Genomic DNA, 15,913 nt, shown 5'->3' on the forward strand with positions numbered 1-15,913 from the left:
GTTCCGATATCTCGGAACCACCCGGGCTCTCGGGGTGAGCGACGGGACTCGAACCCGCGACAGCCAGGATCACAACCTGGTGCTCTACCAACTGAACTACGCTCACCATCGCCGATGAAGAACCGGCGGGCTAGATATTAGCGTGTCAACCCGTCCACTCCCTAATCGGCCTCAGGCGAGCCGTTGACCTGGGCCGATTCCGTCCGGTCCGGCGCGACCTCGGCGGCGATGGCGGCGATTTCGGTGGTGGAGGGGCCGGGCGGCGCGACGAACGCGGTCCGCCGGTAGTACTCCAGCTCCCGGATGGACTCCTGGATGTCGGCCAGTGCGCGATGGCTCAAACCCTTCTCCGGCTGGCCGAAGTAGATGCGCGGATACCAGCGGCGGCACAGCTCCTTGATCGAACTCACGTCGACCATCCGGTAGTGCAGGTGGGCGTCCAGCCGGGGCATGTCCCTGGCGATGAAACCGCGGTCGGTGGCGATCGAGTTACCGGCCAGCGGCACGGTGCGCGGGGTGGGAATGTACTGGCGGATGTAGTCGAGCACGCGCTGCTCGGCCTCTTCGAGGGTGACGGTGGAGCGGCGGACCTCCTCGGTCAGGCCGGAGCGCGCGTGCATGTCGGCGACCACCGCGGGCATCGCGGCCAGCGCGTCGTCGTCGGCGTGGATGACGATGTCCACGCCCTCGCCGAGGATGTTGAGATCGCTGTCGGTCACGAGTGCGGCCACCTCGATCAGCTTGTCGCTGTCCAAGCGCAGGCCGGTCATCTCGCAATCCATCCACACCATGTATTTGTCGGACACCCGTGCAACATTAGCCGGGCGGCGGTCCCGAGCCCGCGGTGCGGCGCGGCAACTGTGAAGCATTCGATCTAGTCCATGAATCTGACCGGCGGGGATACAGTTTCTTCCGGAGCGGCACCTGGCGTTTTCGGTGCGACAGCAAACACTGCGTAAAGCAGTTCGAGTCGAGCCAGGACGGAGGACGTGCGATGACCACCCCTCAGGAGAAGGCGGCCGCGGCGCGCAAGGCGGCCGACGAGGCGGCGCGGATCGCGGCGGAGGCGGCCGCTGTCGCGGAGGCCGCCGAACGGGAGCTGGCCGGTCGGACGGCCGACGCCGGGGCCGGCTCGGCCGCGCGAGCGGAATCATCCGTCGAGCGGGAGGGTGCGTCCGCCGCGCAAGAGATCGCCGCGGGTTACGCCTTCGAAGGCGCCGCGCTCGAATTGGGCACCGTCGTGGTCGACGCGACGGTGGATCCCGCCGCCCGCGTCCGTATCCCGCTGCGCATGATGAACCGGCACGGATTGGTTGCCGGGGCCACCGGTACCGGGAAGACGAAGACCCTGCAGGGCATCGCGGAGCAGTTGTCGAGCGCCGGGGTTCCGGTAGTGCTGGCCGACATCAAAGGCGACTTGTCGGGTCTGGCCGAGCCGGGACGATCGAGCGAAAGTCTCGCCACGCGCGTCGCGGAGACCGGCGCGGACTGGGCGCCGACCGGCTTCCCGGCCGAGTTCGTCTCGCTGGGTTCCACGGGGGCGGGGCTTCCGATCCGCGCGACGATCAGCTCCTTCGGCCCGGTGCTGCTGAGCAAGGTGCTGGAGCTGAACGAGACGCAGGAATCGACCCTCGGCTTGATCTTCCATTGGGCGGACCGCAACGGTCTCGCGCTGCTGGATCTGAAGGACCTGCGGGCCGTGATCACGCACTTGACCAGCCCCGAGGGCAAGGAAGACCTGAAAGGCATCGGCGGTGTCTCCGCGGCCACCGCGGGGGTGATCCTGCGCGCCCTGGTGAATCTGGAGGCCGACGGCGGCGACACGTTCTTCGGCGAGCCCGAACTCGACCCGGCCGATTTGGTGCGGGTCGTGGACGGAAAAGGGGTGATCACGCTCTTCGAGCTGGGCAGCCAGGCGGCGCGGCCGGTGATGTTCTCCACCTTTTTGATGTGGGTGCTCGCCGACCTGTTCCAGACGCTGCCCGAGGTGGGCGACCAGGACGAGCCCGCGCTGGTCTTTCTCTTCGACGAGGCCCACCTCTTGTTCGCCGACGCCTCGAAGGCGTTCCTGGAGCAGGTGGAGCAGACCGTCAAACTGATCAGGTCCAAGGGGGTCGGCGTGTTCTTCTGCACTCAGCTGCCCACCGACATTCCGAATCAGGTGCTCTCGCAGCTCGGCGCGCGCATCCAGCATGCGCTGCGCGCGTTCACCCCCGACGACCAGAAGGCGTTGTCCAAGACCGTCCGCACCTACCCCAGGACCGGCGTCTACGACTTGGAGCAGGCGCTGACCTCCCTCGGCACCGGCGAGGCGATCGTGACCGTGCTCTCCGAGCAGGGCGCGCCGACACCGGTGGCCTGGACCAGGCTGCGGCCGCCCCGGTCGCTGATGGACACCATCGGTGCGGACGCGATCAAATCGCGGGCCCTGTCCAGTCCGCTGGCCTCGAAGTACGCCCAGAACATCGATCGGGAGTCGGCTTACGAACTGCTCGCCGCGAAGGTGGCCGCGGCGGCGCCGGATGCGGAGCCCGCTCCCGTGCCCGGACGTGCCGCGACCCGCGCGGAAGAGGAGTCCGCCGCCGAGCGGATCATGAAGAACCCCGCGGTGCGCAGCTTCCTGCGTTCGGCCGCGAGCGCGGCAGGCCGCCAGATCACGCGCAGCCTGTTCGGCACCAGGCGTCGCTGAGCGCGGCGACGCGCGACGCGCGACGCTCAGCATCCCACGTCACGGGCCGGCAGGTCCGCGGTCGTCTCCCTCCGTGCCGGTTCGTCGGAGCGTCCGTGGCGGACGGGGACGATCGGCGGCCGGCGACGCAGCTGTAGGACGAGGCCGGGCTGTGATGCTAGGCGCCGGTGCAGGGCACCGCGAGCACCTCGACGGGGCCGTCCATGGCATGGGTGGGCGTTCGTACTGATCGGCGAGTGTGACGCCGCCGAGGGTGATCTCGCCCTCGCCGTCGTAGTACGTGTCCGGGTCAGATCGCGGGATTCAGGCGCGAAGGTGTTCCCGAGGACGGGAGGATGTCGAGCAACGTCACGATCTGCCGGGCCGATGCCAGGACTACGCCGGGCGCGGAGCAGGTGGGCTGGTCATATGCGGATCCTCGACCACCCGGCGTTCCTTCTCGACAGATCGCTGACGCTCAGTTGCCGAGCTTCTTGTAGAACGCGCCCGCGATCGGAGCGGTGACCGCACGCGGGCCGTACTGGCCCGCAACGCTCATTCCCTTGCTGATCAGACCGGGGACCACGCGCATCTTGTTGCGGGCGAGCGCGTCGATGGACACCTTGGCGGTGTACTCCGAGGAGACCCACATGAAGTCGGGCACCATCCGGTCGACGATGGAGGCGTCGGCGGGGTCCGGTATGTCGGTGCGTACCGGTCCGGGCGCCAGCAGCGTGACGTGCACGCCGGAGCCCTTCAGCTCACCGCGCAGTGATTCGGAGAAGGTGTTGGCGAACGCCTTGCTCGCCGCGTAGGTGGCGTTGTTCGGGATCGGCATGTTGCCCGCGGCCGAGCCGCTGATCAGGACGCCGCCGCCACCGCGGGCGAGCATGCCGGGTAGCACCGCCAGCGTCAGATCGTGCACGGCGACGGCGTTGAGTTCCATCTGCGCGCGCTCGTAGGCCGGGTCGAGTTCGGCGACCGCGCCGAAGGTCGCGATGCCCGCGTTGTTGCACAGGATGGCGATGTCGCGCGCGGCCAGTTCCTCCACCAGCACGCCGCGCTGGTCGCGGTCGGCCAGGTCGACGGCGCGCACCTCGGCGGTGATGCCATGGGCCAGGGTCAGCCGCTGCGCGAGCTCGGTGAGCAGCTCCTCGCGGCGGGCGACCAGGATCAGCGAGTAGCCGCGGGCGGCGAGGTCGGCGGCGAGCGCGGTGCCGATGCCGGAGGAGGCGCCGGTGACGACCGCGCGGTTCTCGGAGGTGGGGGAGGGCAGGCTCACTCGGTGCAGCCTAGGCGATGCCGGACGAAAGGACGCCGACGGATGCTGCCGCGTGATCCCCGGCGAGGCGGTATGCCATGCCGCGGCAACGGCGACCGGGCATCGAGCCCGGCCGCCGCACCCGGTCAGAGCCGTGCGGCCAGCCTGGTGCCCTGGTCGATGGCTCGTTTGGCGTCCAATTCGGCGGCCAGTTCGGCGCCGCCGATGAGATGCAGGCTGACGCCGGCGGCACGCAGCGGGCCTTCCAGTTCACGCACCGATTCCTGGCCCGCGCAGACGACGACGTTGTCGACCGGGATCAGCTGCGGCCGTTGCCGTTTCTCGCCGAAACTGATGTGCAGCCCGTTGTCGTCGATGCGCTCGTAGTTGACGCCACCGATCTGCTCGACACCCTTGGCCTTCAGCGCGGCGCGGTGCACCCATCCGGTGGTCTTGCCCAGATCTTTGCCGAACGTGGATGTCTTCCGTTGCAGCAGGACGACTTCGCGTGCCGCGGGAGCGGGCCTCGGCGTGGCGAGCTGCCCGCGGACCTGCTCGTCGTCGGAGGTGACGCCCCACTCTTCCTTCCACTCGTCCAGCTTGAGTGTGGGATGGCCTTCCACGGTGAGGAATTCGCTGACGTCGTAGCCGATGCCGCCCGCGCCGATCACGGCGACGCGCGCGCCGACCGGCTTCTCCTCGCGGACCAATTCGGCGTAGGACAGCACCATGGGGTGGTCGATACCGGGAATGTCGGGGATCCGGGGCCGCACACCGGTGGCGAGCACGACCTCGTCGTAGCCTCCCGCGATGAGTTCGTCGGCGCCCACCCGCTTGTTCAGGTGCACGGTGACGCCGGTGAGCTCGAGCATCCGGTGGTAGTAGCGAATCGACTCGCTGAACTCCTCCTTGCCGGGGATGCGGCGGGCGATGTCGAACTGGCCGCCGATCTTGTCGTCGGCCTCGAACAGTTCGACGTGATGGCCGCGTTCGGCGAGGTTCACCGCCGCCGAAAGCCCGGCCGGGCCCGCGCCGACCACGGCGACGCGCTTGCTGCGGCGGGTCGGCAGCAGCTTCAGTTCGGTCTCGTGACCGGCGCGCGGGTTGAGCAGACAGGAGACGGTCTTGTGCTGGAAAGCGTGGTCCAGGCAGGCCTGGTTGCACGCGATGCAGGTGTTGATCTCGTCGACGCGATCCTGCGCGGCCTTGTTCGCCCACTCCGGGTCGGTGAGGAAGGGGCGGGCCAGCGAAACGAGCTGCGCGTCACCCCGGGTCAGGATCTCCTCGGCCACTTCGGGCATGTTGATCCGATTGGACGCGCACACCGGGATGCCGACCCGCGCGGTGATCTTCGCGGTGAATTCGACGAAGGCGGCACGGGGTACCGAGGTCACGATGGTGGGCACCCGCGCCTCGTGCCAGCCGATGTCGGTATTCAGGATATTCACCCCGGCGGCTTCGAGTTCCTGTGCCAGCGCGACGATCTCGTCGAAGGTCTGTCCCTTCTCCACCAGCTCGGCCATGGACAGCCGGAACACGATGATGAAGTCCGGGCCGGCCGCGGCGCGGGTACGGCGCACGATCTCCACCGCGATCCGGCGCCGGTTCTCCGGTGAGCCGCCCCAGGCGTCGGTGCGCTTGTTGGTGCGCGGTGCGAGGAACTGGTTGATGAAATATCCTTCACCGCCCATGATCTCGCAGCCGTCGTATCCGGCGAACTGGGCGAGCTTCGCGCAGCGGGCGTAGTCGTCGATGGTCCGCTCGATGCCTGCGGCCGAGAGCGCGCGCGGCCGGAACGGGTTGATCGGCGCCTTGATCGACGAAGCCGACACGCTGCCCGGCATGTAGGAGTAGCGACCCGCGTGCAGGATCTGGATGGCGATCTTGCCGCCTTCGGCGTGCACCGCCTTGGTGATCACCCGATGCCGGTATGCCTCGGTCTTGTTGGTCAGCTTGGCGCCGAAGGGCAGCAGCCAGCCCGCACGGTTGGGCGCGTAGCCGCCGGTGATGATCAGGCCCGCGCCGCCGCGCGCGCGTTCGGCGAAGTAGGCGGCCAGCTTGTTGGTGTCCCAGGCGCGATCCTCCAGCCCGGTGTGCATCGACCCCATCACCACTCGGTTGCGCAAGGTGGTGAAGCCGAGATCGAGCGGCTCGAACAAATGGGGGAAGGGGCTCATCGGTGTGGTCGCCTTTCTCCGTCAATCCGCGTGCGGGGCTGTCGCGCGCGGGTGCAATGCGTGCAGAACTTCGTCGCACCATTCGATGAACCCCGACTCCACGCGGATGCCCGCGCGCAGGACGAGGTACTGGTGCAGGGTCGTCCCGCCGAGCCGGTCGGGGGCGGGGAAGTCGTGTTTCTCGATCTGCCGGTACAGCTCGAGCCGCTGGGCGTGCTGGTCGCGATGGCGGGCCACTTCGGCTCGCAATGCGGTGATGTCGCCATAGGCGGCGGCGCGGATCTTCACCGCGAGTTCGTTGCGTGGAGTACCGGAGTCGCTCGGTTCGGCGATCCAGCGCGCGAGTTCGGCCCGACCGGCCTCGCTCACCGAGTACACCTTCTTGTCCGGCCTGCCCTCCTGGATCACCGACTCGCCGTCGACCCAGCCGGACTCCTCCATGCGTTTGAGGACGCGATAGATCTGCTGGTGGGTCGCGCTCCAGAAATAGCCGATGGATTTGTCGAAGCGGCGCGCCAGTTCATATCCCGAGCCCGCGCGCTCGGTCAGCGATACCAGCAGCGCATGCTCGAGTGCCATGCGGTGAGAATAGCCGTGACATTCGGTACTATGCAACTAGGTGCATAGCGAACCGTCGACTTCGCCGGGCCGGAACTCGCTTCGGCCGGACTGCAATGGCCGCGCGCATTAAGCTGCGCGGCATGACCGAGGTGAACGCCCGGGCGACAGTAGGGCAGGCCGCCGGGCGCGGGCAGGTGGTGGCGTGGGGGCTGTGGGACTGGGGGTCTTCGGCATTCAACGCCGTGATCCTCACCTTCGTGTTCTCGGTGTACCTCACCGACAAGGTCGGTGACGACCTGCCCGGCGATGTCTCCGCCAGCGCGTGGCTGGGGTGGGCGCTGGGCAGCGCGGGCCTGATCGTGGCATTGACCGCGCCGGTCAGCGGGCAGCGCTTCGACGCGTCCGCGAAACGCAAACGCTCCCTCGGTGCGCTGACCGCGCTGACCATCGCGGCGATGACGCTGATGTTCTTCGTGCACGACGACTATCGCGACCTGTGGCTCGGTCTGGTGCTGCTGGCGTTCGCGTCGGCCTGTTTCGAGTTGGCGAACGTGCCGTACAACGCGATGTTGCGGCAGGTGTCCACTCCCGCGACGGTCGGCCGGGTCTCCGGATTCGGCTGGGCGATGGGCTATTTCGGTGGCATCTTCCTGCTGCTCATCTGCTACTTCGGCTTCATTTCCGGCGAGGGCGACAACCGTGGGCTGCTCGGCATGCCCACCGACGACGGACTCAACATCCGCTTGGTCGCCGTGCTGGCCGCCGTCTGGTTCGCCGCCTTCGCGCTGCCGGTGCTGTTCGCGGTCCCCGAACTGCCGCGCACCGACGCCGATCCCGGCGCGGCGCGCGCCGGATTCCTCGGTTCGTACCGGGTGCTGTGGCGCGACCTGCGCGAGCTGTGGCGCACCGACCGGCGCACGGTCGGCTTCCTGGTGGCCAGCGCCGTGTTCCGGGACGGTCTCGCCGGGGTGTTCACCTTCGGGGCGGTGCTCGCCGTGCGGGTCTACGGCATCGCCGACTCGGATGTGCTGCTGTTCGGGATAGCCGCCAATGTCGTTGCGGCGCTGGGCGCGATCGTGGCGGGGCGTTTCGACGACCGGGTCGGACCGAAGATCGTCATCGTGGTGTCCCTGGCCGCCATGCTGGTGTGCGGACTGGCGCTGGTCGTGGTGTCCGGGCCGCTGATGTTCTGGATTTTCGGCCTGCTGCTCACCGTCTTCGTCGGTCCCGCGCAGGCGGCGGCGCGCTCGTTCCTGACTCGCCTGGCGCCGCCTGGGCGTGAAGGCCAGCTCTTCGGCTTGTATACGACCACCGGGCGAGCGGTGTCCTTCCTCGCGCCGAGCCTGTTCGGCTTGTTCGTCTGGCTGTTCGACGCCGACCGGGCGGGCATCGCCGGCTTGCTGATCGTGCTCGCGGCGGGGCTCGCGGTACTGCTACCGGTACGGTCGCCGGATCCGGTCGGAGCGGAGCGCGGCGACGCCGAGGAGTCCCGGCTCGCCGAATGAGCGCGCGGCGGGCGCCCGATCGCCGGATCAGCGCCGCTTCGGAGGACGCCAGCCGCCCATGCCGAGCGCGATCAACCGCATCTGCTGGACGGTGCGGTCGATGATGGTCTGCTCGTCGCGCGGTGTGGCCGACACGTAGGCGGCGATGCCGTCGGTCACCGTGGTGACCATGAGGTCGGCGGCGATTTCCAGATCACGCGGCGTCCAGGAGTCGAGGGCGCGGATCCGGGAGAGATCGGCGACCAGTTCGCGCACGATCAACTGGATCTCCCTGGCGATGGCCGTGCGCAGCGCCGCGGACCCGCCGTGGCGCTCCCTGGTGAGGAAGCCGAACAGCTCACGCTTGGGGCCCACCTGAGCGAACACGAAACGCACCGTGTCCGACAGGCTCGCGTCCGCGTTGCGGCGGACTTCGCGCAGCGCCAGTCGCAGCGCGGTGACACCGTCGTCGACAAGGGTGGCGCCGAGGTCCTCCAGCGACGCGAAGTGCCGGTAGAACGCCGTGGGCACGATGCCCGCCGAGCGGGCGATCTCCCGCAGGCTGAGCGCGGCGAATCCGCGCTCGGCAGCCAGCGCGAGGGTGCCGTCCAGCAGCGCCTGCCTGGTCCGCTCCTTGCGTTCGCCCCGGGTAGCTGCCTGCTCATTCATCCCGGTGAGCATACATCCGTTCACCATTCGACCTATCCATAGATGTAGTTCGAGTCACATGTTTCACCGGTTGACACCTAGCCCCGGTCATCCGGCACACTGGTTTAGTGTACAGACGTGCACTGAAATCGGTCGCACGTCGTCAGCCCGACAAGGCACGGAGAATTAATGATGGATCTCATCGACCTGGTGCAGACCCTGACCTCGCCGCACCCGCTGGACCGGTATCTGGAACTGGTCCGCCCCACCCTCACGGTGCGGGACATGCGGGCCGAAATCACGAACGTGCACCGCTCGACGCCGGGTTCGGTCACACTCACGCTGCGCCCGACCCGGCAGTGGAAGGGCCATGTCGCCGGACAGTTCGTCCAGATCGGCGTGGTGATCGATGGTGTGCGGCACACGCGGTGCTATTCGCCGGTGAACCCGAGCGGCCGGGATCGGCGGATCCAGCTGACCGTCAAGGCACATCCGGACGGCTTGGTATCGCAGTACCTCTACCACCACGCCGCCCCCGGCATGGTGGTCGACCTGACCCCCGCCGACGGCGTGTTCCGGCTGCCCGAACCGCGACCGGAGCGCGTATTGCTGATCAGCGGCGGCAGCGGCATCACACCGGTGCTGTCCATGCTGCGCACGCTCGCCGCGGAGGACCATGCGGGCGAGGTCGTGTTCCTGCACTACGCGAAGTCGCCCGCCGTGCTGCCGCACCGAGCCGAACTGGACGCGATCGCGCAGCGGCACCCGAACTTCCGCATCGAGCTGCGGTATCCGCACCGCGCGCCGGATACGGCGCGGGTCGATCCCGATGCGCCGTGGGTGGACCTGAACCAGCCGAAGAGCAACGGATACTTCGACTACGACGAACTGGAGCGCGTCGCGCCTTGGTTCGCCGACGCGCAGACCTATGTCTGCGGCCCGCAGTCGCTGATGGATGCGGTGCGCACGATCTATCAGGCCGAGCAGTTGGAAGACCGGCTGCACACCGAAGAGTTCACCCTGTCGCTCGCCCCGGTCGACGCCGCGGACGCGCAAGGCACCGTGAACTTCTCGGCCAGCGGCGTGAGCGCGCAGAACAACGGCGCCTCGCTGCTCGAACAGGCCGAATCCGCCGGGCTCAGCCCCGAGTACGGCTGCCGCATGGGGATCTGCTTCTCCTGCACCGCGGTGCGCCGCTCCGGCTGCACGCGCAATCTGCGCACCGGCGAGACCGACAGTGACCCCGACCAGCCGATCCAGCTGTGCATCAGCGCGCCGGTCGGCGACGTCGCGGTCGACATCTGATTGAAGAAGGGGAGCGAACTATGACCATCCTGACCGAAACCGACAACGGACCGCTGGTCCTGAGCCCGGACCAGATCGAGGAACTCGGCCGCGAACTCGACGAGTTGCGCGCCGCGATCGTCGCCGACCTCGGCGAGCGCGACCGGGAGTACCTGTACTCGATCATCAAGGCGCAGCGCGGCTTCGAGATCGCCGGGCGCGGCCTGATGTATCTCGGCTTCCTTCCGCCGGTCTGGCTGGCCGCGGTGGCCGCGCTGAGTGTGTCGAAGATCCTGGACAACATGGAGATCGGCCACAACGTGATGCACGGCCAGTACGACTGGATGCGTGAGCCCGGCCTGAATTCCCGTGTGTTCGAGTGGGACACGGTCTGCCCGGCCGACCAGTGGAAGCACTCGCACAACTACCTGCACCACACCTACACCAACATCCACAACAAGGACCGCGACATCGGCTACTCCATCCTGCGCATGGACGAGGCCCAGGAGTGGAACGTGCTGCGGCTCGGGCAGCCGGTGTACGCCTTCGCGCTCATGATGCTGTTCGAGTGGGGCGTGATGGGCCACGACCTCGAGGTCGAGAACATCCTGGCGGGCAAGAAGAAGTGGCCGGAGGTCAAGAAGCTGCTGCTCGGCCAGTGGCGTAAGGCGGGCAAGCAGGTGCTGAAGGACTACCTGGTGTTCCCCGCCTTGACCGGACCGCTGTTCTTCCACACCCTGGCCGGCAACGTCACCGCCAACCTGGTGCGCAACGTGTGGGCCTTCGCCATCATCTTCTGCGGCCACTTCCCGGCGGGCGTACAGACGTTCACCGAGGAGGAGACCGCGGACGAGACCCGCGGCGAGTGGTACATCCGGCAGATGCTCGGCTCGGCCAACATCAGCGGGAGCAAGCTGTTCCACATCATGTCCGGCAATTTGTCGCACCAGATCGAACACCACCTGTTCCCGGACCTGCCCGCCAGCCGTTATCCGGAGATGGCGCCGACTGTGCGCGCATTGTGTGAGAAGTACGGTTTGCCGTACAACACCGGCTCGCTCGGTAAGCAGATCGGCTCGGTGTGGAAGAAGATTTTCAAGCTCGCACTGCCGCCGAGTTGGGTCGAGAGCGAGCCGTCTCCCGGTGTTATCGTGATGCGACAGCGGCAGGCGAGCGAAGCGGGCGTGTGAATGATCGGGAAATTCGAAAGCAACAAAGATCTTATTCAAGAAATGACCTCCTCCGGCGCCAAGCATGTCGGCAATATCGCGGGCATCATCACGGGCACCGTCGCCGAGGTCACCCGGGAGATCGGTGAATGGATCACCGACGCGATCGAGATGCGGGAGGCGGCGGCCGCGGCGCGCCGGGACGCGGCGGCGCAAGGCGACCTCGATTCCGATCTCGGCGACGAGGCCGAGGTGCCGGTGGAAAAGCCGCCGGTCAGCCGGACGGAGGAGTTCCTCGACGCCGAAGTCGTCGAACCCGGAGTCGACGAGCCGCGCTGATCACCACACCGGCAGCCGTCGCCGGTGCTCGGTGACGTCGGTGATCAGATCCTGGTAGCCGTCGATCAGTTCGGCGAGCCTGGTCCACTGCAGGTGGGCTTCCCCGCCCACCTGCGCCGGATGCGGCCCAGTCGTGATCTCCTCGCCCAAGGTGTGACGAGCCGCAACCCATTTCGCCGCGATTCGATCGATCACCGCGCCGAGTGTCTCGGTATGCAGGGAGGCGCCCTCCCGGTGCCGGACGTTGGCGGCGACCCAGGCGTCGATGCGTCCGATCCAGACGGCGCGGCAGTCGTCGATGTCCTCCAGCTGCTGGCTGCACGCCGCGACGTGCGCGCTGGACGCTCCCGGCGCGTGTGCTCGCTCGAGCGCCCGCTGCCGCCCCGAGTGGCAGTCGACGAGTTTGCGCGCGGCGTGCAGCACGCTGTGCCGGTGCTGGTTCTCGCCGGTTTCGCGGATCGCGCGCAGCAGTGCGGCGGGCGGTGGCAGTTCCTCGGCTCCGAGGCCGCGCTGAGCGTATTCGGTGGGCATGGCATCCCTCTGGCGATACGGCGAATCATGGATACGCCAGGGCCGAGGGGGATTTCGGGGAGGGGCGCCCCTCGGCTCCGGCGCAGTCCCGCATCCGGATGTCGTCCCACGGTCCACCAGCACGGCAGAGAAACCGGGAATTCCGCGACGATGCGAGAGAAGACGTCCGAGAAATAGGGACACTTTCAGGAAAGCGCGGTAGCCGAATCCACGCAATACTCTGGTGTACGAATCCGAAAGCTGCCGGGAAATCGTTATGTTCCGTTACGGATCGGTCACCCGGTGTCGCGCGCGGGGTGGTGTGCCCCCGAATTGTTCGAGCGCATGAGCAGCAACCGATTCCGCGCGAGCGCTGCGCGTCATCGCCCGATCCGCTAGCCTCGGTGTTCGTGCCCGCGTACGTGTCATCGCCCGAGTTGACATTCGGCTTCATGTTCGCCCTGGAAGACCCCGAGCGAATCGCGGAGGTCGTGCGCAATCTGATCGTCCGCAAGACCGTCTCGGTTTTCCGTCTGGCCCGGCTGTCCGACGACGACGGCCCGCCGGAGCGCTACGTGGTCAACTGGGCGGTCATCCCGCAGATCTCGATCACCACCAGTGCGCCGGAGCAGGAGGATCTGCGCGCCACCCGAACCATGCTGGTCAATGCCTTCCTCAGTGAGGACGGCGAGGTCAGCCTGTATTCGGCGCAGGCGAACGGACCAGCCTGACCGGGCCGTCCCGGGTGGCGCGCATCCGGGACCACCCGCTCGATCAGCCGATCGGGACCGGCGCGTCGAGCCGGCCGGAACGTGCGAGCGCGAACAATCCCGCCGCCGCGACCGCGCCGACGGCGACGAGCGCCGTCCACGCCAGTGCGCTCAGCCCGGCATCGCGGGTGGTATCCAGCAGCGTTCCGATGCCCAGATTCCCGAGCAGGATGCCGACGCCGACGATCGTGTTGTACAGCCCGTAGTGCGTCGCCACCAGGTGGTTGCCCGACAGTGCGACCACGGTGTCCATCTCGAACGGAAAGACCGCTGCCGCACCGATTCCCAGCACGACGGCGGTCAGCAGCAGTGCGCCGATCGCAGGCCACGCGCCGACGCCGGTGCCCGGGATCATCACCAGCGGCAGGAACGCGGACGCGAGGATCGCCATGCCGAGCGCCAGGCTGCGCGCGCGGCCCCACCGCTGTCCGAACCAGCGGGTGATGCGCAATTGCCCGGCGATCGCGATCAACGCGGACAACACGAACACCGCGGTCGTCAGCGTGGTCGCCGAGTCGCCCGCGATCCGTGCCGCGTGCACGGGCAACGCCAGGTAGACCTGGAAGGCCAGTACCGAGGAGCTGATCATCGCCGCGGCGAACAGCAGGAACGGCCGGTTGGCCAGTACGACGCGCCAATCATCCAGCACGGAGGTGGTTTTCGGCGCGGCCGTGTGCTGCGGAAGCGCGCGGAGCTGGGCCAGCGTCAGCGCGCCGAACACCATGGCCGCGCCCGTGGCGGTGGCACGGAAGTCGACGGCCATCAGCGCGAGCCCGACGATCGGGCCGAGCAACATTCCCGCCTGATAGAAGACGTTGAATACGGCGAACGCCTCCACCCGGCGCGACCCCGAGTCCACCGCCAGATACGCGCGGACCGCGGGGTTGAACAATGCGCCCGCGAAACCGGTCGCGGCCGAGGCGGCCAGCAGCGCGGGCAGCGTATCCGCGACCGCCAGCACGGCGAAACCGCCGGTGCGCAGCAGGCATCCGGTCACGATGAGCGGTTTGTAGCCGAGTCGATCGGCCAACGTGCCGCCGAGCAGGAACATGCCCTGCTGGGCGAAGTTCCGGATGCCGAGGACCAGCCCGACCGCCCACGCGGCCAGCCCGAGCGGGCCGGCCAGATAGCCCGCCAGGTAGGGCATCAGCATGTAGAACCCGGTGTTGATGGCGAACTGATTGACCATCAGCATGCGGCTGGCGCGGTTGAAGCCGCGGAAGGCGGTGATCAGCTCGGTCATCGCGTCCACTCCTCGCCGCCGCCACGGGGATCGACGACAGTCGTGCAGCGGGTCCACGAGTCGACGACGGCGTCGGCCGGATGCGCGATACGCAGTGGTGCGGTGGGTGGAGCGATGCCGAGCAGGCCGTGCTCACGGCAGTACTCGTCGTTGTAGACGGTGTCGAAGTAGCGCAGCGGGCCGTCGGGGAAGATCGCGGCGATCCGGGTGGCGGGGTCGCCGGTGCGGGCCAGCCAGCCCGCGACCAGGGCGACGGCGCCGACGCTCCAGCCGCCGCCGGCGTGATGTGTCGCGGCAAGCCTGCGGCAGGCCCACACCGCCTCGGCGGGCGCGACCCAGTGAACCTCGTCGAACGCCGGATAGTCGACGTTGCCGGGATGAATACTCGACCCGAGCCCGCGCATCAGCCGGGGGCCCGCGGGCTGTCCGAAGATCGTGGACGCCACGGTGTCGACGCCGACCAAGCGCAGGTGCGGGAAGTATCGGCGCAGCGTGCGCGTGATGCCGGCGGAGTGGCCGCCCGTGCCGACCGAGCAGACCAGGACGTCGATCCGGCCCAGCTGGGCGACCAGCTCGAGCGCCAAGGTCTCGTAGGCGTCGCGGTTGTCGGGGTTGCGATACTGGTCGGGGCACCAGGCCCGAGGGTCGCGCGCCAGCAGTTCGGCGACGCGGTCGCGGCGCGCCTGCTGCCAGCCGCCGGTGGGATGCGGCTCGGTGACCGGTTCCACCCGCGCGCCGTAGGCGGCGAGCATGCGGTGCATGAGCGGTTCCAGGCCGGGGTCGGTGACCAGCGTGACCGGGTGGTGATACACCATGCCCGCCAGCGCCAGGCCCAAACCGAGCGTGCCACTGGTCGATTCGATGATCGGGGCGCCCGGAGCGAGGTCGCCGCGCGCGATGGCCCGCTCGACCATGTGCAGCGCGGGCCGATCCTTCATCCCGCCGGGGTTGGCGCCTTCGAGCTTGGCCCAGAAGCCGCGGCCGTCCGGTGGCGTGGTGCCGCCGAGCGGTTCGGTGATCCAGAGGACCGGCGTGTTGCCCACCAGGGTCTCCGGACGCGGACAGCGTTGGGCCGCTGTCAGGAGGCTCGCCGGGCTCGCGAGCGGGGGCCGCTGCGGCTCGTGCGGCGCGGGATCGGGCACAGCCGGGTTCTGCAGCGCGGAAGTCATAGAAAATCGTCGATTCTGTGCGGTCGCTACTAGCAGCGACGGTGTGAGTGCGGACTTCGCACGAACACCGGCCGGGCCCCGGCAGGCTCCGGCCTGACGCTGACCGATCAGTTTCGATCTATGCCGAATCGAGTGAGTTTGTCTCTGCCCGGACACACCGGGATGGCCGCGACCGGGGGCGCGCGCACGCCGCCGCCGAGCACGGACGCGGGCGCAGCGAGCAGCATCGAAACGCACGCGACCAGTAACAACAGCAGGAGTGAGACAGCGCGCGGCAGGGCGGCGAGCATTCCGTCGGCGGGCACGTGCCGGTCCGGCTCGGCGGCGTGCTGATGCAGGTCGGCGAGTGTCGCGGGGGAGGCGGCGAGTGTCGCGGGGGAGGCGGCGAGTGTCGCGGGGGAGGCGGCGAGTGTCGCGGGGGAGGCGACGAGGGGGCCGGAGGCTTCGATGTGGGCGTGAGGCACGACCGTGTGGGTGAAGACGTGGCACTGTGGCACCGCCATGGCAACCACCCAGACGGTGTACGCGAGAGCCACGATCATCCGGGTCACCGGTAGCCGCAGCACGCCGAACGTCACGTTTCCCGATGGTACAAGTCCGGCCCGCCACGATCAGTGGTGGGAATCAATG

15 protein-coding genes and 1 tRNA gene are annotated in these 15,913 nt (G+C 68.4%); 6 read left to right on the forward strand and 10 right to left on the reverse strand.

The annotated features are described in order from the left end of the window. Positions 1-33: 33 nt before the first annotated feature. Positions 34-106: transfer RNA gene (locus ACFU5M_RS25115), tRNA-His, on the reverse strand. A gap of 55 nt (positions 107-161) precedes the next feature. After that, positions 162-806 carry an oligoribonuclease gene (gene orn / locus ACFU5M_RS25120; protein WP_379053109.1) on the reverse strand — a complete coding sequence of 215 codons (645 nt, stop codon included), beginning with the start codon at positions 804-806 and terminating at the stop codon, positions 162-164. A 188-nt stretch (positions 807-994) separates the two neighbouring features. Here orn and ACFU5M_RS25125 point away from each other — a divergent pair, with 188 nt between their 5' ends. Continuing rightward, positions 995-2,689, forward strand: coding sequence for a helicase HerA-like domain-containing protein (locus tag ACFU5M_RS25125; protein WP_379053111.1), 1,695 nt, complete (start codon positions 995-997; stop codon positions 2,687-2,689). Positions 2,690-3,146: 457 nt separating this feature from the next. Here ACFU5M_RS25125 and cmrA read toward each other — a convergent pair whose 3' ends face one another. The 3 genes from cmrA to ACFU5M_RS25140 all read right to left on the reverse strand — a co-directional run bounded on the left by cmrA (position 3,147) and on the right by ACFU5M_RS25140 (position 6,685). Continuing rightward, the gene (gene cmrA / locus ACFU5M_RS25130; RefSeq protein WP_379053112.1) at positions 3,147-3,950 is read right to left on the reverse strand and encodes a mycolate reductase; all 804 of its coding nucleotides are present in this window, start codon (positions 3,948-3,950) and stop codon (positions 3,147-3,149) included. Between the two features lie 125 nt (positions 3,951-4,075). Continuing rightward, on the reverse strand, positions 4,076-6,106 hold the full coding sequence (locus ACFU5M_RS25135) for an FAD-dependent oxidoreductase (protein ID WP_379053114.1): 2,031 nt from the start codon (positions 6,104-6,106) through the stop codon (positions 4,076-4,078). 21 nt (positions 6,107-6,127) lie between these two features. Next, entirely contained in the window at positions 6,128-6,685 is a 558-nt protein-coding gene (locus tag ACFU5M_RS25140) for a PadR family transcriptional regulator (protein WP_379053115.1), read from the reverse strand. 122 nt (positions 6,686-6,807) lie between these two features. Between ACFU5M_RS25140 and ACFU5M_RS25145 the strand changes: the two genes are divergently transcribed. Continuing rightward, positions 6,808-8,172, forward strand: coding sequence for an MFS transporter (locus ACFU5M_RS25145; RefSeq protein ID WP_379053116.1), 1,365 nt, complete (start codon positions 6,808-6,810; stop codon positions 8,170-8,172). Positions 8,173-8,199: 27 nt separating this feature from the next. On the opposite strand, the gene ACFU5M_RS25150 is transcribed toward ACFU5M_RS25145, so the two are convergent. Beyond that, positions 8,200-8,820, reverse strand: coding sequence for a TetR family transcriptional regulator (locus tag ACFU5M_RS25150; protein WP_379053117.1), 621 nt, complete (start codon positions 8,818-8,820; stop codon positions 8,200-8,202). Between the two features lie 168 nt (positions 8,821-8,988). Between ACFU5M_RS25150 and ACFU5M_RS25155 the strand changes: the two genes are divergently transcribed. The 3 genes from ACFU5M_RS25155 to ACFU5M_RS25165 are packed head-to-tail and all read left to right on the forward strand — an operon-like array spanning position 8,989 to position 11,591. Continuing rightward, positions 8,989-10,104: a ferredoxin reductase gene (locus tag ACFU5M_RS25155; protein WP_379053118.1), complete on the forward strand. Its 1,116-nt coding sequence runs from the start codon at positions 8,989-8,991 to the stop codon at positions 10,102-10,104. A gap of 20 nt (positions 10,105-10,124) precedes the next feature. After that, complete coding sequence (locus ACFU5M_RS25160; RefSeq protein ID WP_379053119.1) at positions 10,125-11,273, forward strand: fatty acid desaturase family protein; 1,149 nt, start codon at positions 10,125-10,127, stop codon at positions 11,271-11,273. A 42-nt stretch (positions 11,274-11,315) separates the two neighbouring features. After that, positions 11,316-11,591, forward strand: a complete 276-nt coding sequence (locus tag ACFU5M_RS25165) for a hypothetical protein (protein ID WP_379053120.1) — start codon at positions 11,316-11,318, stop codon at positions 11,589-11,591. On the opposite strand, the gene ACFU5M_RS25170 is transcribed toward ACFU5M_RS25165, so the two are convergent. Then, a complete protein-coding gene (locus ACFU5M_RS25170; protein ID WP_379053121.1) occupies positions 11,592-12,122 on the reverse strand; it encodes a DUF4254 domain-containing protein in 531 nt (176 codons plus the stop codon). A 431-nt stretch (positions 12,123-12,553) separates the two neighbouring features. Between ACFU5M_RS25170 and ACFU5M_RS25175 the strand changes: the two genes are divergently transcribed. Then, positions 12,554-12,832, forward strand: coding sequence for a hypothetical protein (locus ACFU5M_RS25175; RefSeq protein ID WP_379053122.1), 279 nt, complete (start codon positions 12,554-12,556; stop codon positions 12,830-12,832). Between the two features lie 43 nt (positions 12,833-12,875). Here the strand turns inward: ACFU5M_RS25175 and ACFU5M_RS25180 are convergent, their stop codons facing one another. From ACFU5M_RS25180 to ACFU5M_RS25190, 3 genes are all read right to left on the reverse strand, one after another. Beyond that, a complete protein-coding gene (locus ACFU5M_RS25180; RefSeq protein ID WP_379053123.1) occupies positions 12,876-14,114 on the reverse strand; it encodes an MFS transporter in 1,239 nt (412 codons plus the stop codon). Further along, on the reverse strand, positions 14,111-15,283 hold the full coding sequence (locus tag ACFU5M_RS25185; protein ID WP_379053124.1) for a PLP-dependent cysteine synthase family protein: 1,173 nt from the start codon (positions 15,281-15,283) through the stop codon (positions 14,111-14,113). The genes ACFU5M_RS25180 and ACFU5M_RS25185 overlap by 4 nt, the downstream gene beginning before the upstream one ends. A gap of 107 nt (positions 15,284-15,390) precedes the next feature. Continuing rightward, positions 15,391-15,861 (reverse strand): hypothetical protein, encoded by a 471-nt coding sequence (locus ACFU5M_RS25190; RefSeq protein ID WP_379053125.1) that lies wholly within the window; start codon positions 15,859-15,861, stop codon positions 15,391-15,393. Positions 15,862-15,913: the final 52 nt, after the last annotated feature.

The sequence above is a fragment of the Nocardia sp. NPDC057455 genome (genome assembly GCF_042802775.1).
GTDB lineage: Bacteria > Actinomycetota > Actinomycetes > Mycobacteriales > Mycobacteriaceae > Nocardia.